Origin of the sequence: Pseudonocardia sp. ICBG162 (genome assembly GCF_020496225.1) — a bacterium.
GTDB classification, from domain to species: domain Bacteria; phylum Actinomycetota; class Actinomycetes; order Mycobacteriales; family Pseudonocardiaceae; genus Pseudonocardia; species Pseudonocardia alni.
This window is the reverse complement of the sequence record NZ_JAHLJD010000031.1, coordinates 1,383,503-1,405,302: the sequence shown is the minus strand read 5'-3', so window position 1 is coordinate 1,405,302 and position 21,800 is coordinate 1,383,503. Positions and strand designations below refer to the sequence as shown.

Annotated in this window: 18 protein-coding genes and 2 tRNA genes; 9 read left to right on the top strand and 11 right to left on the bottom strand. The window is 72.5% G+C overall.

The window, feature by feature from the left end; all coding sequences use genetic code 11:
- Positions 1 to 50 precede the first annotated feature (50 nt).
- From KPL60_RS31565 to dnaA, 11 genes are all read right to left on the bottom strand, one after another.
- Positions 51 to 123, bottom strand: a tRNA-Ala gene (locus tag KPL60_RS31565).
- 36 nt (positions 124 to 159) lie between these two features.
- Positions 160 to 270: a DLW-39 family protein gene (locus tag KPL60_RS31560; RefSeq protein ID WP_208820446.1), complete on the bottom strand. Its 111-nt coding sequence runs from the start codon at positions 268 to 270 to the stop codon at positions 160 to 162.
- 41 nt (positions 271 to 311) lie between these two features.
- A tRNA-Ile gene (locus KPL60_RS31555) sits at positions 312 to 385 on the bottom strand.
- 95 nt (positions 386 to 480) lie between these two features.
- Positions 481 to 1,206 carry a DUF3566 domain-containing protein gene (locus tag KPL60_RS34985; protein WP_226368052.1) on the bottom strand — a complete coding sequence of 242 codons (726 nt, stop codon included), beginning with the start codon at positions 1,204 to 1,206 and terminating at the stop codon, positions 481 to 483.
- Between the two features lie 97 nt (positions 1,207 to 1,303).
- Entirely contained in the window at positions 1,304 to 3,814 is a 2,511-nt protein-coding gene (gene gyrA, locus KPL60_RS31545) for a DNA gyrase subunit A (RefSeq protein WP_226368051.1), read from the bottom strand.
- Positions 3,815 to 3,863: 49 nt separating this feature from the next.
- Positions 3,864 to 5,930 carry a DNA topoisomerase (ATP-hydrolyzing) subunit B gene (gene gyrB / locus KPL60_RS31540; protein ID WP_226368050.1) on the bottom strand — a complete coding sequence of 689 codons (2,067 nt, stop codon included), beginning with the start codon at positions 5,928 to 5,930 and terminating at the stop codon, positions 3,864 to 3,866.
- Between the two features lie 420 nt (positions 5,931 to 6,350).
- Positions 6,351 to 7,067, bottom strand: coding sequence for a DciA family protein (locus tag KPL60_RS31535; RefSeq protein WP_308016871.1), 717 nt, complete (start codon positions 7,065 to 7,067; stop codon positions 6,351 to 6,353).
- Positions 7,068 to 7,124: 57 nt separating this feature from the next.
- Positions 7,125 to 8,312, bottom strand: a complete 1,188-nt coding sequence (gene recF, locus KPL60_RS31530) for a DNA replication/repair protein RecF (protein WP_226368049.1) — start codon at positions 8,310 to 8,312, stop codon at positions 7,125 to 7,127.
- 36 nt (positions 8,313 to 8,348) lie between these two features.
- Positions 8,349 to 9,293, bottom strand: coding sequence for a phosphogluconate dehydrogenase (NAD(+)-dependent, decarboxylating) (gene gnd / locus KPL60_RS31525; RefSeq protein ID WP_226368048.1), 945 nt, complete (start codon positions 9,291 to 9,293; stop codon positions 8,349 to 8,351).
- Between the two features lie 116 nt (positions 9,294 to 9,409).
- Positions 9,410 to 10,564, bottom strand: a complete 1,155-nt coding sequence (gene dnaN / locus KPL60_RS31520) for a DNA polymerase III subunit beta (RefSeq protein WP_020628488.1) — start codon at positions 10,562 to 10,564, stop codon at positions 9,410 to 9,412.
- Between the two features lie 1,043 nt (positions 10,565 to 11,607).
- Complete coding sequence (gene dnaA / locus KPL60_RS31515) at positions 11,608 to 13,371, bottom strand: chromosomal replication initiator protein DnaA (protein ID WP_226354460.1); 1,764 nt, start codon at positions 13,369 to 13,371, stop codon at positions 11,608 to 11,610.
- 504 nt (positions 13,372 to 13,875) lie between these two features.
- On the opposite strand from dnaA, the gene rpmH reads away from it, so the two are divergent.
- From rpmH to KPL60_RS31470, 9 genes are all read left to right on the top strand, one after another.
- Positions 13,876 to 14,013 (top strand): 50S ribosomal protein L34, encoded by a 138-nt coding sequence (rpmH, locus tag KPL60_RS31510; protein WP_020622600.1) that lies wholly within the window; start codon positions 13,876 to 13,878, stop codon positions 14,011 to 14,013.
- A 27-nt stretch (positions 14,014 to 14,040) separates the two neighbouring features.
- Positions 14,041 to 14,427 (top strand): ribonuclease P protein component, encoded by a 387-nt coding sequence (gene rnpA / locus KPL60_RS31505; protein WP_226368047.1) that lies wholly within the window; start codon positions 14,041 to 14,043, stop codon positions 14,425 to 14,427.
- Between the two features lie 82 nt (positions 14,428 to 14,509).
- On the top strand, positions 14,510 to 14,833 hold the full coding sequence (gene yidD / locus KPL60_RS31500; RefSeq protein ID WP_308016870.1) for a membrane protein insertion efficiency factor YidD: 324 nt from the start codon (positions 14,510 to 14,512) through the stop codon (positions 14,831 to 14,833).
- A 40-nt stretch (positions 14,834 to 14,873) separates the two neighbouring features.
- Positions 14,874 to 16,022, top strand: a complete 1,149-nt coding sequence (yidC, locus tag KPL60_RS31495) for a membrane protein insertase YidC (protein ID WP_226368046.1) — start codon at positions 14,874 to 14,876, stop codon at positions 16,020 to 16,022.
- A 155-nt stretch (positions 16,023 to 16,177) separates the two neighbouring features.
- A complete protein-coding gene (locus KPL60_RS31490; RefSeq protein WP_145983423.1) occupies positions 16,178 to 16,669 on the top strand; it encodes a R3H domain-containing nucleic acid-binding protein in 492 nt (163 codons plus the stop codon).
- Positions 16,666 to 17,340 (top strand): 16S rRNA (guanine(527)-N(7))-methyltransferase RsmG, encoded by a 675-nt coding sequence (gene rsmG, locus KPL60_RS31485; RefSeq protein WP_226368045.1) that lies wholly within the window; start codon positions 16,666 to 16,668, stop codon positions 17,338 to 17,340. Before KPL60_RS31490 ends, rsmG begins: the two co-directional genes overlap by 4 nt.
- Positions 17,341 to 17,410: 70 nt before the next feature.
- Positions 17,411 to 18,304: a ParA family protein gene (locus KPL60_RS31480; RefSeq protein WP_060713924.1), complete on the top strand. Its 894-nt coding sequence runs from the start codon at positions 17,411 to 17,413 to the stop codon at positions 18,302 to 18,304.
- Between the two features lies 1 nt (position 18,305).
- The gene (locus tag KPL60_RS31475) at positions 18,306 to 19,277 is read left to right on the top strand and encodes a ParB/RepB/Spo0J family partition protein (RefSeq protein ID WP_226368044.1); all 972 of its coding nucleotides are present in this window, start codon (positions 18,306 to 18,308) and stop codon (positions 19,275 to 19,277) included.
- 1,562 nt (positions 19,278 to 20,839) lie between these two features.
- On the top strand, positions 20,840 to 21,778 hold the full coding sequence (locus tag KPL60_RS31470) for a phosphotransferase (protein ID WP_226368043.1): 939 nt from the start codon (positions 20,840 to 20,842) through the stop codon (positions 21,776 to 21,778).
- The last annotated feature ends 22 nt before the right edge of the window (positions 21,779 to 21,800 follow it).

Sequence of the window (21,800 nt, the reverse complement as noted above, 5' to 3'; positions counted from 1 at the left end):
AAGCTGACGTCGGCGGTCGGAGCGACCGGCGTTCACACCGGTCGGAACTGTGGAGACAAGGGGAATCGAACCCCTAACCCCCGCCTTGCAAAGGCGGTGCTCTGCCAATTGAGCTATGTCCCCTGGTGGGTCCCGATCACGGTACCCCGGGAGGCGGGGTCAGCGGGTGGTGGCCTCGTGCCACAAGTCGTCGGACCCGACGCCGCGGAAGCGGGACCAGCCGAAGTACGCAGCACCGGCGGCGACGGCCAGCACGAACAGCTTCTTCATCGGAGGTCTCCTCGCGAGTGACTGTCGGAGGGGGGAAGGTGTGGGCCTAGCTGGATTTGAACCAGCGACCTCATCGTTATCAGCGATGCGCTCTAACCAACTGAGCTATAGGCCCGTGCAACAGGAGAAACACTACCGCACGGGGTCGAGCGGGTTACGAGGGGGTCCCCCTCCGCCCGGCCCCGTGCGGGGTGCGCGACGACGCTCCGGTCAGTCCCGCTCGGAGAGCGTGACCTCAATACCGCCGACCAGGTCGGCGGCCACGTTGTAGACGAACGCGACCACGGTGATGGCCACCGCGAACAGCAGGCTGTTCACCGCGCCGACGACGGCGGCGAGCCAGAAGACCCGGCCGACGCTGATCAGCGAGCCCCCGGTCTCCTGCTGCGAGGTGACCAGGTCGGCATAGGTGCCGTTGAGCCGGTCCCAGACGCCCATCCCGCCGAGCACGCCGTAGAGGACGCCCGCGGCGACCATCCACACCAGCCACAGCACGACGGCCAGCGCCAGGGCCATCTTCAGCACCGACCACGGGTCGAGCCGCTTGAGCTGCAGCAGCGCCTGGCGCGGGGGCCGGTTGCGGACCGACGCGCGCGGCGTGTCCGCCGGGGCCGTGCCGTTCTCGCGCTGCTCCGGGTCGCGGACGGCGGTCGTCGCGCCGGCCGCACCGGCGCCGGGGGCGGTCATGAACGCGGTCGGGGCCTCGCTCAGCAGCGAGTCCGCGACCGAGCCGCCGTCGCGGTCGTCGTGGGTGTCGGGTACCCGGCGCCACGGGGGCGGCGAGGCCGCAGCCGGGTCGGCCGCGGGCTCGGCGTCGTCGCGCGGGCCGGGGACGTGGTCGGCCGGGGCCGCCGCCGTCGTCGACGGGTCGTGGTCGGCGTCGGTGGCGACGGTGCGGGCCTCGTCCTGCGACGGGGTGCGGTCGTCGGTGCTCACGAGTGGGAGCTCTCCTCGCTGGTCGTCGCTCGGTACTGCTCCGGTCCCACGGCGTGTACCGGGTGGCCGGTCCTGCGGACCGGCCACCCGACGTGCACTACGCCTGCTGGCCCGGGTCCTCCTCGGTCTCCTCCGCGTTGCGGGCGACGGCCAGCAGCGTGGAGCTCTCGCCCAGGTTCATCAGGCGGACTCCCTTCGTCTGCCGGCCGGCCTTCCGCACCTCGCGGGCGGAGGTCCGGATGACCCCGCCGGTGGAGGTGATCGCGTACAGCTCGTCGTCGATACCGACGATGAGCGCACCGACCAGCGTGCCACGCCGACGGTCGTACTGGAGGGTCAACACTCCCTTCCCGCCACGGCCCTGAACGGGGTAGTCCTCGATCGGGGTGCGCTTCGCGTAGCCACCGGTGGTGGCGACGAGCAGGTAGGTGTCGGAGCGGATCACGCCGAGGGCCAGCAGCTTGTCGCCCTCGTTGAACCGCATCCCGAGCACACCGGAGGTGGCGCGGCCCATCGGGCGCAGCGCGTCGTCGGACGCGGTGAACCGGATGGACTGGCCCTCGGCGGACACGAGGAGCAGATCGTCATCACCCGAACAGAGGACGGCGCCGACCAGCTCGTCGTCGTCGCGCAGGTTGATGCCGATGAGGCCGCCGGCCCGGTTGGAGTCGAAGTCGGTCAGGCGCGACTTCTTCACCAGGCCGTTGCGGGTGGCCAGGACCAGGTACGGCCGTGCCGAGTAGTCCTTGATCTGCATGACCTGGGCGATCTCCTCCTCCGGCTGCAGGGCCAGGAGGTTCGCCAGGTGCTGGCCGCGCGCGGTGCGGTTCGCCTCGGGCAGCTCGTAGGCCTTGAGCCGGTAGACCCGCCCGCGGTTGGTGAAGAACAGCATCCAGTCGTGCGTGGAGCACACGAAGAAGTGGTTGACGATGTCGTCCTGCTTCAGCTGCGCCCCCTGCACGCCCTTCCCGCCGCGCTTCTGGGCGCGGTACAGGTCGGTCTTCGTGCGCTTGGCGTAGCCGGTGCGGGTGATCGTGACGACGACGTCCTCGACCGCGATCAGGTCCTCGTCGGTGACGTCGCCGTCGTAGCCGACGATCCGGGTGCGACGGTCGTCGCCGTGGGCCTCGACCAGCTCGGCGAGCTCGTCGCGGACGATCTCCCGCTGACGCTCCGGACGGGCCAGGATGTCCTGGTAGTCCGCGATCTCGCGCTCGATCTCGGCGAGCTCGTCGATGATCTTCTGGCGCTCCAGCGCGGCGAGGCGCCGCAGCTGCATGTCCAGGATCGCCTGGGCCTGGATGTCGTCGACCTCGAGCAGGTCGATCAGGCCGGCCCGGGCGACGTCGACCGTGGCCGACGCCCGGATCAGGGCGATGACCTCGTCGAGCGCGTCCAGCGCCTTGACCAGACCACGCAGGATGTGGGCCCGCTCCTCGGCCTTGCGGAGCCGGTAGCGGGTCCGCCGGACGATGACCTCGATCTGGTGCCGCACGTAGTGCCGCACGATCTGGTCGAGGCGCAGCGTGCGCGGGACGCCGTCGACGATCGACAGCATGTTCGCGCCGAAGCTGTGCTGCAGCTGCGTGTGCTTGTAGAGGTTGTTCAGCACGACCTTGGCGACCGCGTCGCGCTTGAGCGTGACGACGATCCGCATGCCGATGCGGTCCGAGGACTCGTCGACGATCTCGGAGATCCCGGCGATCCTGCCGTCGCGGACCATACCCGCGATCGACTCGATCAGGTTGTCCGGGTTGACCATGTAGGGCAGCTCGGTGACCACCAGGGTGGTGCGGCCCTTGGCGTCCTCCTCGACCTCGACGACGGCCCGCATCCGGATCGAGCCGCGCCCGGTCCGGTAGGCGGACTCGATGCCGTCGCGCCCGACGATGAGGCCGTGGGTCGGGAAGTCCGGCCCCTTGATGCGCTCCATGAGCGCTTCGAGCAGCTCGTCGTCGGTGGCGTCGGGGTTCTCCAGGCACCAGGCGACGCCGGCGCCGACCTCGCGCAGGTTGTGCGGCGGGATGTTCGTCGCCATGCCGACCGCGATGCCGGAGCTGCCGTTGATGAGCAGGTTCGGTACCCGCGACGGCAGGACGACCGGTTCCTGGGTCTTGCCGTCGTAGTTGTCCAGGAAGTCGACGGTCTCCTCGTCGATGTCCTGGAGCATCGCCATCGCCAGCGGCGAGAGCCGGCACTCGGTGTACCGCATGGCCGCGGCCGGGTCGTTGCCGCGCGAGCCGAAGTTGCCCTGCCCCTGGATCAGCGGGTAGCGCATCGACCAGGGCTGGGCCAGCCGCACGAGGGCGTCGTAGATCGCCGAGTCGCCGTGCGGGTGGTAGTTGCCCATGACGTCGCCGACGACGCGGGCGCACTTGACCGGGGCGCGGTCGGGCCGGAAGCCGTTCTCCCCCATCGAGTAGAGGACGCGGCGGTGGACCGGCTTGAGACCGTCCTCCACCAGCGGCAGCGCCCGCCCGACGATCACGCTCATCGCGTAGTCGATGTACGAGCGCTGCATCTCCTGCTGGATGTCGACCGGTTCGACCCGGCCCCCACCCTCTCCGCCGCCTGCCGCGGGGGCGGCGGGGTCGATCGTGTCCGTCACGAAGTCTCCTCGTGCGTGTTCATACGTGCGTCTGGATCAGATGTGTGGATCAGACGTCCAGGAAGCGCACGTCCTTGGCGTTGCGGGTGATGAAGGACCGGCGGGACTCGACGTCCTCACCCATCAGCACCGAGAACAGCTCGTCGGCGGTGGCGGCGTCGTCCAGGCTCACCTGCAGCAGCAGCCGGTTCGTCGGGTCCATCGTGGTCTCCCACAGTTCCTTGGCGTCCATCTCGCCGAGACCCTTGTAGCGCTGCACGCCCTGGTCCTTGGGGAGCTTCTTGCCCGCGGCCCGACCGGCCTCGATCAGGCCGTCGCGCTCGCGGTCGGAGTAGGCGTACTCCGGCTCGGCCCCGCGACCGGACCACTTGAGCTTGTACAGCGGCGGCTGCGCCAGGAACACGTGCCCGTTCTCGATCAGCGGGCGCATGAAGCGGAACAGCAGCGTGAGCAGCAGCGTCCGGATGTGCTGGCCGTCGACGTCGGCGTCGGCCATCAGTACCAGCTTGTGGTACCGCAGCTTGGCCAGGTCGAAGTCGTCGTGGATGCCGGTGCCCATCGCGGTGATGATCGACTGAACCTCGGTGTTCTTGAGGACGCGGTCGATCCGGGCCTTCTCGACGTTGATGATCTTGCCGCGGATCGGCAGGATCGCCTGGTGCATCGAGTCGCGGCCGGCCTTCGCCGAGCCGCCCGCGGAGTCACCCTCGACGATGTAGAGCTCGCAGCTCTCCGGGTCGCGCGAGCGGCAGTCCGACAGCTTGCCGGGCAGACCGCCGATGTCGCCGGCGCTCTTGCGGCGCACGAGCTCGCGGGCGCGGCGTGCGGCCAGGCGGGCCTGGGCCGAGGAGACCGCCTTGGTGACGATCGTCTTCGCCTCGGTGGGGTTGCGCTCGAACCAGTCGGCGAGCCACTCGTTCGACACGCGCTGGACGAACGACTTGACCTCGGTGTTGCCGAGCTTGGTCTTGGTCTGGCCCTCGAACTGCGGCTCGGAGACCTTGACCGAGACGATCGCGGCGAGGCCCTCGCGGATGTCGTCCCCGGACAGCGCCGGGTCCTTCTCCTTGATGAGCTTCTTGTCGCGCGCGTACTTGTTGACCGTCGCGGTCAGCGCGTGGCGGAAGCCCTCCTCGTGGGTGCCGCCCTCGTGCGTGTTGATCGTGTTCGCGAAGGTGTAGACCGACTCGGAGTAGCCCGAGTTCCACTGCATCGCGACCTCGACCTGGTGGCCGGGGCCCTCGCCGGTGTAGCTGACGATCTTGCGGTGGATCGGGTCCTTCGACTTGTTCAGGTGCGCGACGAAGTCCTCCAGCCCGTTCGGGTAGTGGAAGACGTACTCCTTGGGCTTGGCCACGTAGCCCTCGGCGTCGGGCTCGGAGTCCGCGTCGATCTCCGGGACGGGCGCCTCGATCGGGTTGCCGTCCTCGTCGACCGCGTCCGACGACGGGACGCCCGCCGGCTTCTCCGGCCGCCGCTCGTCGCGCAGGACCATGGTGAGGCCCTTGTTCAGGAACGTCTGCTCCTGCAGCCGGCGACGGATCGTCTCCAGCGTGTAGCTGGTCGTCTCGAAGATCTTCGGGTCGGCCCAGTAGGTGATCGTGGTGCCGGTGTCGGCCTTCTTCGTGGTGCCGGCCTCGATGAGCTCGCCGGGCACGGCGTACTCGTAGTGCTGGCGCCAGATCTGGCCGTCGCGGCGGACCTCGACGTCGAGCGCGGTGGACAGCGCGTTCACGACCGAGACGCCGACACCGTGCAGACCACCGGACACGGCGTAGGACTTGTCGTCGAACTTGCCGCCGGCGTGCAGGCTGGTGAGGACGACCTCGAGGGTCGGCTTCTTCTCCACCGGGTGCATCTCGACGGGGATGCCGCGACCGTCGTCCTCGACGCGGATGCCGCCGTCGGACTGCAGGGTCACGACGACCTTCGTGGCGTGACCGGCCATCGCCTCGTCGACCGAGTTGTCCACCACCTCCCAGATCAGGTGGTGCAGGCCCCGCTCACCGGTCGAGCCGATGTACATGCCGGGCCGCTTGCGGACCGCCTCCAGGCCCTTGAGGACCGTGATGGACGACGCGCCGTAGGCGTTGTTCGCTGCCTTGTCGGAAGCCACGGGTAGCTGCTTCTCCTCGCCACGTGAACCGCCCGCGCGACGCGCGCACCACCGGTGCGACGACGACGGAGCGGTTCCACCGACCGGGCGCTCTGGTCATGTCTTGGGGAGCCACCCGGGAAACACCTGTCGATCCTACCCGTCGGGACCGACGGAAAGGCGGGAAGGACCCACCCAGAAGCGCCACAGACGGGCGAACGGCGTCCGGTGCGGGATCGGACGTGCCCCTGCGGGGCCGAGCGGACCGGCGGCCGTGTCATCCCGCGCTCACCGCCGACGAGAGCGGCGCGTGCGCCCCCGCGCAGCTCCCCACCCGATCCGGGCCCCCACACGCGTCCGTGGCGCCGTGACGCGTCCGCAACGTGAGCGGCCCGGTTCGCACCACCCGGTCGGCGGTCGATGTCCGTGCGGAACGGGGGCTCAGCCGTAGGTGTCGCGGGGGCCGCGGCCGCGGACGTGCCGCGGACCGTGCCGCCAGCTCGGCCCGCTCGGCCCGACGACCCGGATCCGGCGCACGACGTCCGGCCCGACCGCGGCGGCGAGCCGGGTCAGCAGCTGACGCTGCAGGGTCCGCAGCTGGGTGGCCCACGCCGTCGACTCGGCCTGCAGGGTCAGCTCGCCGTCGCGCAGCGAGACCGGTGTGCAGTGGTCGGCGACGTCCGGCCCGACCAGCTGCGGCCACCGGCCGAGCACGGTCGCGTCGGTCAGCCGGTTCGACCAGCCGCGGTCCACCGACACCCGCGACACCAGACGTCCGAACGGCTGCGGGTCCCGGTCGTCGGGCCCCGCCCCCGACCAGCGACGACGGCGCCCCCGCCCGGAGACCACGCGCAGCTTGGGCCGGTCGGCCTGGGCCCGCTCCTCGGCCTTGCGGGCCGACGCCTCGCGGGCCGCGCGCAACGCCTCGCGCGCGAGGTCGGCCCCGCGCAGGTTCGCGCGGTCGCCGGCGAGCAGGTCGCCCTGCTCCCCCGGGACGCCGCCGCCCGGTACGTCCCCGCCCGTGACCGCGTCGTGACCGGGTCCGGTGTCGCGTCCGTCCCCAGGCGCCGCGCCGTCGGTGTCCGGTCCCCGGCGTCCTGTCCTCCGGTTTCCGGTTCCGGAACGGCGTCCGTCCCCCGGCGCTCCTGAGTTATCCACAGTATCCACAGCCTTGTCCCCAGAATGCCGTGACACGTTCGAGACCTGCCGGGGTGATCACGCGGGCACCTCGCCGTCGCGGCTCACCTTCCGGTCGCCGACGGCGAACCGGACCCCGTCGAGCTCCGCGGGCACGTCCTCGGCCACCGCGGCGGTCACCAGGACCTGCTCCGCGTCGGCCACCAGCCCGGCCAGCGCGCGGCGGCGGGCCGAGTCCAGCTCGGCGAAGACGTCGTCCAGCACGAGGACCGGCTCGACGTCGTCGGCGTGCAGCAGACGGTAGGACGCCAGCCGCAGCGCCAGCGCGAACGCCCAGGACTCGCCGTGGCTGGCGTAGCCCTTCGCCGGTCCCTCGCCCAGGGCGAGGTCCAGCTCGTCGCGGTGCGGGCCGACCAGGCAGACCCCGCGTTCGACCTCCTGGGACCGCACTTCGGCCAGCCGGTCGAGCAGCAGCGTCTCCAGGTCCCCGGTCGACGACGGCAGCTCCGCGACCCCCGCCGTCCCGAGGCTGGACCGGTAGTCCAGGCCGATCGGGTCCGACGACGGCGCGATCGCCGCGAACGCCTCGCGGGCGTAGGGCGCCAGCGCGACGACGAGCTCGCGCCGCCCGGCCAGCAGCGCCGCGCCGGTACGGGCGAGGTGCCCGTCCCAGACCTCCAGCGTCGCCAGGTCGTCGGGCAGCTCCGGGTCCGCGGCCACCGGCGCCCGGGACCGGCCGCGGGCCCCGCGCAGTGCCGGCTTCGCGGACTTCAGCAGGGCCGAGCGCTGGCGCAGGACCTTGTCGTAGTCGGCGCGGACGCCGGCGTAGCGCGGGAACCGCGCGACGAGCAGCTCGTCGAGGAAACGCCGGCGCTCCGACGGGTCGCCCCGCACGAGCGCCAGGTCCTCCGGCGCGAACAGCACGCTGCGCAGGATCCCCAGGATGTCGCGCGGCCGCGAGACCGGTGAGCGGTTGACCCGCGCCCGGTTCTGCTTCCCGTTGTTGATCTCCAGCTCGACGCCGAGCTTCCGGCCGTGGTGGTGCACCTCGCCGCGGACGACGGCCTGCTCGGCCCCGCGCCGGATCAGCGGCGCGTCGGAGGAGACCCGGTGCGAGCCGAGGGTGGCGAGGTAGCCGATCCCCTCGACCAGGTTGGTCTTGCCGACGCCGTTGGACCCGACCAGCACGGTCACGCCGGGGTCGAGCTCCAGCTCGGCCTCCGGCCAGGACCGGAAGTCGGTGACCGAGAACCGCCTGAGGTACACCGCCTGGTCACCCTTCCCGTCCGGCTCGGCGCCGGGTCACTGCTGCGTCGAACCGCCGCCGGACGACGGTCCCGCCTTGTCGCCCGGGGCACCGGCCGGCCCGGACTTCTTCACCGCGTGCCCGCCGAACTGCTGGCGCAGCGCGGCGACGGCCTTCATCGCGGGCGACTCGGCCTGCCGGGAGGAGAACCGGGCGAACAGCGCCGCGGAGATGACCGGCAGCGGCACCGCGTGCGCGATGGCCTCCTCGATCGTCCAGCGGCCCTCGCCGGAGTCGTCCACCCAGCCCTCGAGCTGGTCGAGACGGGGGTCCTCCTTGAGCGCGTCGACCAACAGGTCGAGCAGCCAGGACCGGACGACGGTGCCGCGCGACCAGGCCTGGATCACCCCGGGCACGTCGGTGATCAGCTCGCTGGCCTCCATCAGCTCGAAGCCCTCGGCGTAGGCCTGCATGAGGCCGTACTCGATGCCGTTGTGGACCATCTTCGCGAAGTGGCCCGCGCCCACCGGCCCGGCGTGCGCGAACCCCTCCTCGCGCGCGCCCTCGGGCCGCAGCGCGTCGAAGATCGGCATGGCGCGCTCGATGTGCCCGGGCTCGCCGCCCGCCATCAGGCCGTAGCCGTTGTCCTTGCCCCAGATCCCGCCGGAGACGCCGCAGTCGACGTAGCCGATGCCGTGCGCGTCGAGCAGCGCGGCGTTGGGCTGGTCGTCGGTGTAGCGGGAGTTGCCGCCGTCGATGACCAGGTCACCGGGCTCCAGCGTGGTCGCCAGCGTGGCGACGGTGTTCCGGGTCGGCTCGCCGGAGGGCACCATGACCCACACGACGCGCGGCGCGGCCAGCGCACCCGCGAGCTCCGCGAGCGACGTCACGTCGCTGACCTCCGGGCGGGGGTCGTAGCCGACCACCTCGTGCCCGGCGGCCCGCAGCCGCTCCCGCATGTTGCCGCCCATGCGGCCGAGTCCGATCATGCCGATCTGCACGGCAGTGGCCCCCTTCGCGTCCGTGCCGCCGGCATGCCCCGCAGGGCACCGGTGGCCCTCGTCGATCACACCGGGGACGAGTCTTCCCCCTCGCCGGGACGCCCGCCCGGCGGGGGTCAGCCCGGCAGCCGCACCGGCATCAGCAGGTGCAGGTAGCCGGACTTCTCCGGCGACGGCGCCTCGCCGGCGTCGTCGGTGGCGGGCTTGGGCACCGGACGGACCAGCGCGGGCCGGTTCGGCGTGGTGAACGTCAGCTGGGCGCGGTCGGTGTGCAGCGCGCCGAGCGCGTCGAGCAGGTAGCCCGGGTTGAACGCGATCGTCAGCGGGCTGCCGTCGAGCGCACAGGGCAGCTCCTCCTCGGCGGACCCGACGTCGTCGCCGCCGGCGGCCAGGCGCAGCCCGTCCTCGCCGAACTCCATCCGGATCTGGGCGACCCGGTCCGCGACGAGCGAGACACGCTTGATCGCCTCGACCAGCAGCGCCACGTCGAGCTCGACGGCGGTGGTGTGCTCGGCCGGGATCAGCTGGCGGAAGCGCGGGAACTCGGCGTCGAGCAGCCGGCTGGTGGAGCGGCGGCCGCCACCGGTGAGGCCGAGCATCCCGTCCCCGGCCGACAGCGCGATCTCCACGGTGCCGGACCCGGCGAGGGTCTTGGCGACCTCGGCCAGGGTCTTGGCCGGGATCAGCACCGCGGTCGAGATCGAGGCGTCCTCCGGGGACCACTCGAGCTCACGGACGGCGAGCCGGAACCGGTCGGTGGCCGCGAGCGTGAGCTGCGAGCCCTCGATCTCGAGCCGGATGCCGGTCAGCATCGGCAGCGTGTCGTCCCGCCCGGACGCGACGGCGACCTGGGCGACGGCGGCGGCGAGCGCGTCGGCGGCGACCGACCCGGCGCGCTGCGGCATGTCGGGCAGCTGCGGGTAGTCCTCGACCGGCATCGTCGGGAGGCTGAACCGGGAGTTGCCGCAGTTGATCGTGGCGCGGGAGCCGTCGACGGTCAGGTCGACCGGCTTCGACGGGAGCGCGCGGGTGATGTCGGCCAGCAGCCGCCCGGAGACGAGCGTGCGGCCCGGCTCCCCGACCGTCGCGTCGAGCTCGACGCGCGCCGACGTCTCGTAGTCGAAGCCGGAGACGGTCAGCTTCTCGCCGGACTCGCCGTCGGACTGGATGAGGACCCCGCCGAGCACGGGCACCGGCGGACGAGCCGGGAGGCTGCGCGCCACCCAGGCGGCCGCGTCCGCGAGGACGTCGCGTTCGACCCGGAACTTCATCTGGAGACCTTCCCCGGTAGCGCCCGGCTCGGACCACGGCGCGGGGCCGGGTCGTCGACGGGACGGCGGTGCGGCGGCGGACCGGTTCGTCCTCCGGGTCCGGCCGGCGCCGTGGCCCGGAGGGGGCTGCGGAGCGGAGTGGCCGGAACGGGATCGGAAGCCGGGGTTCGCCGGGACGCTCACGGTAGAGCCTCGCCCCGACAGTTTCCACGCCACCCCGGTGCCCGTTCGGTGTCCCCGTCCGTGACCCCCGTCCGGGGGTCGGTCCACACAGGTGTTCTTAGGAAGAAGAGATAGAGAGAGATAAACCGTCGTAGTACTAAGTCCTGTGCACAGTGTGGATGGAGCGCATCCCCGCTGGTCAGCAGGCCGCGTCGGCTGGGGATACGGCGGTGGGGGCACCCGTTGACAGGTCTGTGGAGCGGTGGACCGACGGCGTCGACCCCCATCCGTCCCCGGTTCATCCCGGGTTCACCACAGAGTTGTCCACGGATCCCGGGCGATCCGTCCACGGGGCTGCGACGATCCATCCACAGAGTTGTCCCCAGATGTGGGTGGAAACGTGGTGGATCGTGGACCCAGGGTGATGGCGGGCACAGACCGTTGGGCACTCCCGCGTTGCACGATGAACCCACAGACGTCCCACCCGTCACAGGAATGTCGACGGAGCGTGACCGGCGGGTGAGCGCAAGCGATCACCGGGACGAGTGGCGAAGCGCCGAGTGCCCACTACCGGACGACGAACGGGAGTGGTGGGACCGACACGCGGGTGACGCCACGCCGGACCCGATCGGTACCGCGCCGGACGGACCCGGTGTCCCGGGCGTCCGCGGCGGCGGGGGTGCCGATCGCCCGGGGACGGCCCGGAACGCGCCGCAGCGGCGATCTGGGGGCCGTGGTCCCTGTGGGTTGCACGGGATCGGTCCCGGTGCGCGCGGTGACCGCTGAGAACGCGTCCTGCCTGGTCACGGCGGGGCCGGCCGGGGCTGTGGAGAAGCGGTGCGACCGGTGGACAACCCGCCTCGGCGGGCCACCGGCCGAGGTCAGTGCCGGGCGCGCAGCTTGATCCGCGCGGTCAGCTCCTGCACCTGTTCGAAGGTCTTCCGCCGGAGCGAGATCTCGTTGCGGATCTTCTTGTCGGCGTGCATGACGGTCGTGTGGTCCCGGCCGCCGAAGGTCTGCCCGATGCGCGGCAGCGACAGGTCGGTCAGCTCGCGGCACAGGTACATGGCGATCTGGCGGGCCTGGGCGAGCGCCTTCGTCTTGCCGGGCCCGGACAGCTCGTCGAGCGTGAGCCCGAAGAACTCGGCGGTGACCGCCATGATCGTCGGTGCGGTGATCTCCGAGGCCGCGGAGTCCGGGATCAGGTCGCGCAGCACGATCTCGGCGAGCTGGGTGTCGACGGCCTGCCGGTTCAGCGACGCGAACGCCGTGACCCGGATCAGCGCGCCCTCGAGCTCGCGGATGTTGCGCTCGATCCGCTCCGCGATGAACTCCAGGACCTCACCGGGGACGGCGAGCCGGTCCTGCGCGGCCTTCTTCCGCAGGATCGCGATCCGCGTCTCCAGCTCGGGCGGCTGGATGTCGGTGATCAGACCCCACTCGAACCGCGTGCGCATCCGGTCCTCGAGGGTCTCGAGGCGCTTGGGCGGCCGGTCGGAGGAGACGACGATCTGCTTGTTCGCGTTGTGGAGGGTGTTGAACGTGTGGAAGAACTCCTCCTGCGTCCCCTCCTTGCCCTCCAGGAACTGGATGTCGTCGACCAGCAGCACGTCGACGTCCCGGTAGCGGCGCTGGAAGGCGACCTTGCGGTCGTCGCGCAGGGAGTTGATGAAGTCGTTCGTGAACTCCTCGGTACTGACGTACCGGACCCGCATCCCGGGGAACAGCCGCTGGGCGTAGTGCCCGACGGCGTGCAGCAGGTGGGTCTTGCCCAGCCCGGACTCGCCCCAGATGAACAGCGGGTTGTACGCCCGCGCCGGCGCCTCGGCCACCGCGACCGCGGCGGCGTGGCTGAACCGGTTCGAGGCACCGATGACGAAGGTGTCGAAGGTGTAGCGCTCGTTGAGCCGGGTCTGCGACCGCGGCGCGACCGGGTCGCCCGCCTGCGGTGCGGTGTAGGCAGGCCACGAGGTCTGGCCCTCGCGCGAGCCCGGCTCCGGGCGCCCGGTGGGCTGCGGCGCCCATCCCCCGGACGACGACGGAGCCGGCTCGGCCGACCAGCCGCGGTCGGTGCCGGAGGGGCCGCCGTCGTCACGGCGGGACCCGCCGGCGAAGCCGTTGCCGAACCCGCCGTCGACGGCGGGCTGCGGCCCGGTGTCCGGACCGGCGCCGTCGGCGGGGGCGTGCTCGCGCGCGGGGCGGTCGTGTGCGGGACGGGCGCCGTGGTCCCCGTCGGTCGCCGCGGCCGGGTCGTCGCCGGCCCGGTCACCGGTGCCGGTGTCGCGGACGCTGTCCCCCGCGGTGACGCCGCGGTGCATGCCGAACCCGGGCGGGTCGGGGACCTCGGTGCCGCCGGACGCCGCGGAGGCGTCGACGACGACGGCGAGGTTGACCGCCACACCGAGGTGGCGGCCGAGGGCGTCGCTGATCGGCCTGCGCAGGATCCGCTCGATGGCGTCCTTCGCGAACTCGCTCGGCGCGGCGAGCAGTGCGGTGCCGTCGAGCAGGCCGAGGGGACGGGTCAGGCGCAGGAACGCGCGCTGCTGCGGGGAGAGGGCGGGTGTGCCGGACTCGGCCGACGCGCCGGAGAGATCGGCGATGACCCGGTTCCAGACCGCGCCGAGATCGCCCGGCTGGTCGGTCATCCGCGTTTCCCCCTCCCGATCGACCGCCGTCGGCGGTCTGCTCCCCCCGGAGCACTGGCGATGAGCCGTCCGGACACGAGGACTCGGCCTCAGGGGCGATGTATCCCCAGAGTTGTCCACACTTGTGCGTAAAGGTACGCAGCAGGTCCCGGCCGGTGCGCATCGGGGCGCCGGCCGTCGGTCGTGTGGAGGTCTCGGTCGGGGTGCGGGCGGTCGTTACTCCCGCGCCGGTCCCGGGCGGGGTCGGCGACGCTAGCAGCAGCCGTCGTGGCGGCCGTCCGGCGGGGTCGCGGCGCCCGGTGGGGGCGGTTTGACCCCCTCGAAACGCGCTGCGTACCCTTGACGACCGGACACCTGGTCGGATGGGCGTGTCGCGCCCGTCGAACGCGGCTCCCCGCATCTGTTGCGGAGTGCCGTGTGGCCGGTGGCCCGCGAACCCGAGCCAGTGACCGTAGACATCTCGGCGTCGCAGGACGCCTGCGAACCGCCGACCAGGAGCCGACCGTGAGCAAGCGTACTTTCCAGCCGAACAACCGCCGCCGGGCCAAGACGCACGGCTTCCGGCTGCGCATGCGCACCCGCGCCGGCCGCGCGATCCTCGCCGCGCGCCGTCGCAAGGGGCGCGGCAACCTCTCGGCCTGACGGCCGGCGCCCCCACCGGCCCGCGCCGTGCTGCCGGCACACGCCCGGCTCACCCGCCGGCCCGAGTTCGCCTCGACGATCAGGCGCGGACGACGTGCCGGCCGGTCGAGGCTGGTGGTGCATCTCGACCTGACCCGCGCCGGCGGCGTGCCCGAGCACGCCTCGCCGAGGGCGGGTTTCGTCGTGAGCAAGGCCGTCGGCAACGCCGTGGTCCGGCACCGGGTCTCCCGGCGGCTGCGGCACCTGGTCGCGGACCGGCTGACGGCGCTGCCCGCCGGCGCCGCACTCGTCGTCCGTGCGTTGCCGCCCGCCGGTGACGCCTCGTCCGCCGAGCTGGCGGCCGACCTCGACTCCGCACTGCGCGCGGCGCAGCGGCCGCGCCGTCCGCGCCCGGCCGCGGACGGCCCGCGATGAGCACGGCACACGACGCGGCCCCGACGGGTGAGGAGGCTCCGATGGACGACGGAGGGCCCCCGGCGCCCGGCCCGGTGTCGGCGTGCGGGCCGCGATGGCCGCGGTGCGCTGGTACCAGGTGTGGATCTCCCCGAACCTGATGCCGAGCTGCCGGTTCCACCCGAGCTGCAGCGCGTACTCGGTCGAGGCGTTCCGCGAGCACGGCTTCGTGCGCGGTCTCGGCCTCACCGTATGGCGGTTGCTGAAGTGTGCCCCGTGGCACCCTGGCGGGTGGGACCCGGTGCCGCCGCGCCGGCGGCGCAGCGACGGGGTCCCGCGCAGCGGCACCGAACCCGATCCCGGGCCGGAGCAGACGTCCACCGACCCGCCCCGGACCGAAGGCCTCTCACGCGGTACGGACCGCTGACCCGCGGGCCCCGCCCGAGACCACGAGGAGCAACGCAGCAGTGCTGGACTTCATCTACTACCCCGTCAGCTGGATCATGTGGGTCTGGCACAAGGTCTTCGGCTTCGTCCTGGGCGACGACAACGGGTTCGCCTGGGCGCTGTCGGTCGTCTTCCTCGTCTTCACGCTGCGCGTCATCCTCTACAAGCCGTTCGTCGTGCAGGTCCGCTCCATGCGCAAGATGCAGGAGATGGCCCCGGAGATGCAGAAGCTCCGGAAGAAGTACGCGAACGACCGCCAGAAGCTCGCCACGGAGATGCAGAAGCTCCAGCAGCAGAACGGCGCCAACCCGCTCATGGGCTGCCTGCCGATCCTGGTGCAGATCCCGGTGTTCATCGGTCTGTTCCACGTGCTGCGCGAGTTCAAGCCGGGCAAGACCGAGAACTACGTCTTCAACGCGGCCGAGAACGCCTCGTTCGTCGACTCGAGCCTGTTCGGCGCGAAGCTGGGCTCGGCCGTGTGGCCGCTGCAGAACACCGCCTCGGTCGCCGAGCTCGGCGGCAACCTGGTCTCGCAGTGGATCGTGATGATCCCGCTGATGATCGCGGCCGGCATCTTCACCCACATCACCGCGCGCCACTCGGTCGCCCGCCAGCAGGCGCAGATCGCCGCCGGCACCGTCGCGGCGAACCCGCAGGCCGAGATCATGCAGAAGCTGATGCTCTACGTGTTCCCGATCGGTGTCGTCGTCGGTGCGCCGTTCCTGCCGCTCGCGGTCCTCTTCTACTGGGTCGCCAACAACCTGTGGACCCTCGGCCAGCAGTACGTCGTCTACCGCAAGATCGACGCCGAGGAGACGGACAAGGCCGAGAAGGCCACCGAGTCCGCCAAGGCCCGCGCCCCGCGCCCCGGCCAGAAGCCGCTCCGCGACGTCCGTCGCGGCACCGCCGAGGACGTCCGCGAGATCGCCGACGAGCCGATCCAGCCGGCCGAGGAGGAGGCCGCCGAGGCGGCGGCGTCCGAGGCCCGCGCCACCGGATCCGACGGCGCCTCCGCCGACACCGGCACGACCCTCGACGGGCAGCGCAACGGCACGGCCCGCAACGGGAACGGCAACGGCTCCGGCAACGGCAACGGCCAGAAGAAGCCCGGGGCGAAGCCGGTGCAGAAGCGTCCGGGGGCGAAGGCCCGGCGCGGCAAGCGTCGCTGACCGTTCCACCGCACCACCCCGACAGACCCCGGCGCGCCCCGCCGGCCCCGGCGGACCCCACCGCCGCGCGGGCCCGGGCGCGACGGACCGCGAACCGTTGACGAGAGGAGTTGCGCGTGCCCACCACCGCCAAGGAGCCCGCCGAGGGTCCGGACGTGCAGGACAAGCCGTCCGGCGAGAGCCTGCTGATCCAGGAGGGCGACGTCGCAGGTGACTACCTGGAGCGCCTGCTGGACATCCTGGACTACGACGGCGACATCGACCTCGACGTCGAGGGCGGCCGCGCCATCGTCAGCATCGAGGGCGCCGAGGACGACGCCGACCTGCAGAAGCTCGTCGGCGACAAGGGCTCGGTGCTGGAGAGCTTGCAGGAGCTGGCCCGCCTGGCCGTCCAGCAGCAGCTGGGCAGCCGCAGCCGGCTGATGCTCGACATCGCGGGCTGGCGGCGGCACCGCCGCGACGAGCTCACCGAGCTCGGTCTGGAGACCGCCCAGGAGGTCAAGGCCAGCGGCGAGTCCGCGCGGCTGCGACCGATGACGCCGTTCGAGCGCAAGGTCGTGCACGACGCCGTCGCCACCGTGAAGGGCGTCGTCTCCGAGAGCGAGGGCGAGGAGCCGCGTCGCCAGGTCGTGGTCCACAAGAAGTGACCACCTCCCCCATCCCGACCCCGGAGGTCGCGGAGAAGGTCTTCGGCGACCGGACCGGGCTGGCCGTCCGCTATGTCGAGTACCTCGCGACCTCCGGGATCGAGCGCGGGCTGATCGGCCCGCGCGAGCGGGACCGGCTGTGGGACCGGCACGTGCTGAACTGCGCGGTCCTCGGTGAGGTCGTGCCCGCCGACGCCCGGGTCGCCGACGTCGGCTCCGGCGCCGGGCTCCCCGGGATCCCGCTCGCCCTGGCCCGGCCCGACCTGCGGATCGTGCTGATCGAGCCGCTGGCCCGCCGGGTGGAGTGGCTGGACGAGGTGCTGGGCGACCTCGGCCTGGACATCGTCGTCGAACGGGGGCGTGCCGAGGAGAAGCCCGTTCTGCGACGATGGGAGGGGGCCGACGTCGTCACTGCCCGGGCCGTCGGACCGCTGGCCCGGCTCGCGGGCATCTGCCTGCCCCTGCTGCGGCAAGGGGGTGCGATGCTGGTGCTGAAGGGCGCCTCCGCCCCGGACGAGATCGCCCGCGACGCCGCGGCGGTCCGTGCGCTCGGAGGGGGCGAGCCCCGGATCCACGAGACCGGAGCCGGTGTGGTCGATCCGCTGACCACGGTGGTCGAGATCCCGCGGACCGGCGCGCCCCGCCGCAACCGGAGGAAGGAACGGCGATGATGGGTGCCGGAGCGCCGTTTCACGTGAAACACCGACCGGGCACGAACCGTCCAGGAAGCGAGGGTCGCGCATGAGTGCCGGATGGACCCCCATCGCGGACGAGGCCGAGCGGGCCGCACGCGTCCTGCACCCCGACCGGCACGGCATGCCCCGCCCGGCCGCGCGCCGCATCATGGGCGTCGCGAACCAGAAGGGTGGGGTCGGGAAGACGACCAGCACGGTCAACCTCGCCGCGGGCCTGGCCCTGCACGGCATCCGGGTGCTGGTGATCGACCTCGACCCGCAGGGCAACGCGTCCACCGCACTCGGCGTCGAGCACCGCACCGGCACGCCGTCGGTGTACGAGGTGATGCTCGGCGAGATCCCCCTCGAGGAGGCCGTCGCGGTCAGCACCGCGTCGCCGAACCTGCTCTGCCTGCCCGCCACGATCGACCTGGCCGGCGCCGAGATCGAGCTCGTCAGCATGGTCGCCCGGGAGTCCCGGCTGGCCCAGGCGCTGAACGACGAGACGCTGTCCCGGCTCGACGTCGACTACGTGCTCATCGACTGCCCGCCCTCGCTGGGGCTGCTGACGGTCAACGCGCTCGTCGCGGCGTCCGAGGTGCTCATCCCGATCCAGTGCGAGTACTACGCGCTGGAGGGGCTCGGGCAGCTGCTGTCCAACATCGACCTCGTCCGGTCGCACCTGAACACCTCGCTGCACGTGTCGACCATCCTGCTGACCATGTACGACGGCCGCACCAAGCTCGCCGACCAGGTCACCTCCGAGGTCCGCCAGCACTTCGGCCCGACGGCGCTGCGCACGGTCATCCCGCGCAGCGTGAAGGTCTCCGAGGCCCCCGGTTACAGCCAGACCGTGCTCGCCTACGACCCCGGCTCCCGCGGCGCGATGAGCTACATCGACGCGGCCCGGGAGATCGCCGAGCACGGGGCGAGCGGCGCCTACCGCCCGGACGGTCGCTGAGATGGCCGAGCGCAAGGGTGGACTGGGCCGCGGTCTCGCCGCGCTCATCCCCACCGGCCCGTCGGAGTCCGGTGACCGGCCCGGGAACAACGGACCCGGCGCACCCCTGCACCGCCCGGCCCCGGCCGTCCGGCGCGACGACCACGACCCCGAGACCCCGGTCGTCGACGGCGGCGCGGAGTACCGCGAGATCCCGCTGCGGCGGATCGTGCCCAACCCCAAGCAGCCGCGGACCCAGTTCGACGACGACCAGCTCGCCGAGCTGGAGCACTCGATCCGTGAGTTCGGGCTGCTGCAGCCGATCGTGGTCCGACGGGCCGGTGTCGACTACGAGCTGATCATGGGCGAGCGCCGGTGGCGCGCGGCCCAGCGCGCCGGGCTGGAGACGCTGCCCGCGATCGTCCGGCACACCGCCGACGACGTGATGCTCCGCGACGCGCTCCTGGAGAACATCCACCGCGTCCAGCTCAACCCCCTCGAGGAGGCGGCCGCCTACGAGCAGCTGCTCGCCGAGTTCGGCGTCACGCACTCCGAGCTCGCCGACCGGCTCGGCCGCAGCCGGCCCGTCGTCACCAACATGATCCGGCTGCTGAAGCTGCCGGTGTCGGTGCAGCGTCGGGTCGCCGCAGGCGTGCTGTCCGCCGGGCAGGCGCGCGCCCTGCTCGGCCTCGAGGACGCCGGGCAGCAGGAGGACCTCGCCACCCGGATCGTCGCGGAGGGCATGTCGGTCCGCGCGACCGAGGAGGCCGTCGTGCTCGCGCGGCAGGAGGGTCCGCCGCGGGAACGCAGGGTCCGCCGTCGCGGCGATCAGCGCCCGGAGTTCGTCGAGCGCGCCGACCGGCTGGCCGACATGTTCGACACCCGGGTGAAGGTCGAGATGGGTCAGCGCAAGGGCCGCATCGTCGTGGAGTTCGGGTCGGTCGAGGATCTCGACCGGATCACCGGGCTGATGGGGATCAGCGAGCGCGACTGACCGGACACCACTCCCCCTCACCGACGGCCGTCGTCCCCGTGGACGGCAGCCGTCGGTCTGTCCGGGTACGGGGGTGGCTGCGGGGTGGGGCGCGGTGGAGGGCTTCTGAGGGCGCGCTGAGACGGCTTCTGGCGCTTCCGAAGTGTGCCCGGCAGGTGGGAAGGCCGGGGTGGGTCTCAGGAGACGTGTGGGTCCGCTGAGCCGGTCGAGCTGCCCGATTCGTCGCTTTTCTTGGCCTGTCCATCCTTGCCGGGAGCGTACTGGTCAGGACACTGCCTGATCAGTCGTACGTCCGTCTGAACACAGCGGCGTCGATGGTGGGCGCGCGTACTTCGGCTCGTGGTGGGTCCCCGGCGACGGTCGTGCGGAGTGGTCGTCGATCGGGCTCGGCCGGCGAGTGGGGCGGGGGCGTCCTGTCCCGGGGTTCTGCGGTCCGTGTGTGCCTGGGGGTCGCGGCTCTCTCCGGCGGTGTCGGTCCGGGGCGTGGTCGGGACGGCGTCGCTGTTTCACGTGGAACATCGTTGGGCGGCCGTGGCGGGCGCCGGGGTGCTCCGGGTCGAGGGGTCGGGCTCGGTCGTGGCTGAGGCGGCCTGCGGGAGGCTCAGGGTCCCGTGGGAGATCCGGGGTGCTGTGTCTCGGTACTGCTGTCCCCCCGCGACCTGGGGTCCGGTCTGCAGGTGCGAGTCGGTTCGCAGGCTTCGTCCCGGTCCCGGTCCCGGCCTCCGGACGCGGGGTAGCGGTGTACGCGGCTCGACCTGGTGGCACTGTCGGGCCCGGGGAGACGACTCGGCTCGATGGTGCGGTCCGGTCCGGTGGTGCTGCTCGGACGGGTGGCGCGGCTCGGTTTGGTGGCATGGCTCGGCCTGGCGGCACTGCCCGGCCCGGTGGCACTGTCCGGCTCTGATGGCGCGTCCGGTCTGTCGGTGCCGATCGGGGGGTGCGGTCCTCCCCCGCGGTGCACGGGCCCAGCCCCGGGACGGGGGTCGCAACCCCTGGGTGGTCCGCCCACGCTGCGGACCGCCGCGCCGCGACCCGGTACGTGCCGCACGGACACGACGACCGGGTCGACGACTCATCCCGCCGACGGTGTCGGGGACGGCCGCCCCGGGCGCGTCGACCCGGTGTGCGGCGGTCGGCATCCGGGACGATCGCGCGTGCCGTTGCGTTGAACCCTGCCACTGGCCTCCGGCCCACGGCGCCTGGTCCACCGATGCCCGGACCACCGGCGCCCGGCCCAGGAGCGCTCGGCCCAGGAGCACTGTCCGGGAGCTCCCAACAGCCTGCGAGTGCTCAGCCCTGGGAGCTCTCGGCCCGGCGGCACGACTCCAGGGGCGCGAGACCGGGGCGCGAGACCGGGGCGCGGACCGCACAGTGCAGGACCCGCAGTGCAGGACCGGGCAGTGCAGGACCGGACGGCGCGGGGTGCCGATCGGAACGGTCGAGGTATGGCGGAGTGGGGCACTACAAGGCGACCCACTGCGAAGACCCGGGCGCACGCCGAGCAGCTCCGACCCGACCGATCCGGCCCGGCGTCGCGCGCGTGTTTCACGTGGAACACCGCGATGCCCGAGGATGGCCTGGTGCTCACCGACGCCGAGCTCGCCGCTCGCGCCGACCGCGCCGTCGACACCGCGGTGTCCGCCGCGCGGGACCACGGCTACCGCCCCGGCACGCCCCGCGTCCTGCACGACCTGTTCTCGGTCGTCGTCGCGCTGGAGCCGGAGCCGGTCGTGGTGCGTGTCCCCACCGTCCTCCCGCCCGGCCTCGACCCGGCGGCGCAGGCGGCGCAGCAGCGGCGCGAGATCGCGGTCTGCCGGTGGGCGTCGGACGCGGGACACCCCGTGGTCCGGCCCGCGCGCCCGGAGCGACCCGTCGCCGCCGGGGACCTGTCCCTCACCTTCTGGGAGCGCCTGACCGTCGTCCCGGACGGCCCGCCCGACGCCGGTGCGAGCGGCGCGACGGTCGCCCGGCTGCACGCCGCGCTGCGACCGTGTCCGGTCGAGCTGGACTGGATGCACCCACTCGACGACTCCGTCGCGGCGATGCTCGACGCGCTGCGGCAAGACACAACCCACGTCTCCCCCACCGACCGCGACCGCGCGCTGCGGGAGTGGGCGACGATCCTCCCGGTGCTCGGCGACGAGGCGGGCTGCGCCGACCGGTTCCCCAACACACGACCGCAGCCGGTGCACGGGGACTCGCCGGCGTACAACGTACTGCGGACCCCGGACGGTCCGTACGACGCCGACCTCGAGCACGTCTGCGTCGGACCGGTCGAGTGGGACCTGACCTTCGCCGGTCCCGAGGTCGTCGCCGCGTACGAGCGGGCGGCCGACCGCCCCGTCGACGCCGAGCTGCTCGCCCTCTGCGTGGCGGCCCGGCTCGTGCAGCTCGTCGCCTGCTTCGCGATGGTCCCGCAGCAGCCAGGTCTCGGGGACGGGATGAGCCCGCTCCTGGAGCTGTGGCGGGCGTCCGAGCCGTGCGGCGGCGTGCTCGGCTGATGTTCCACGTGGAACCACACCG

Coding starts and splice junctions, on each gene's coding strand:
- KPL60_RS31560 (WP_208820446.1), bottom strand. CDS start 270: ATGAAGAAGCTGTTCGTGCTGGCCGTCGCCGCCGGTGCTGCGTACTTC.
- dnaN (WP_020628488.1), bottom strand. CDS start 10,564: ATGAAGTTCCGGGTCGAACGCGACGTCCTCGCGGACGCGGCCGCCTGG.
- dnaA (WP_226354460.1), bottom strand. CDS start 13,371: ATGACCGACCAGCCGGGCGATCTCGGCGCGGTCTGGAACCGGGTCATC.
- KPL60_RS31480 (WP_060713924.1), top strand. CDS start 17,411: ATGAGTGCCGGATGGACCCCCATCGCGGACGAGGCCGAGCGGGCCGCA.
- KPL60_RS31475 (WP_226368044.1), top strand. CDS start 18,306: ATGGCCGAGCGCAAGGGTGGACTGGGCCGCGGTCTCGCCGCGCTCATC.
- KPL60_RS31470 (WP_226368043.1), top strand. CDS start 20,840: ATGCCCGAGGATGGCCTGGTGCTCACCGACGCCGAGCTCGCCGCTCGC.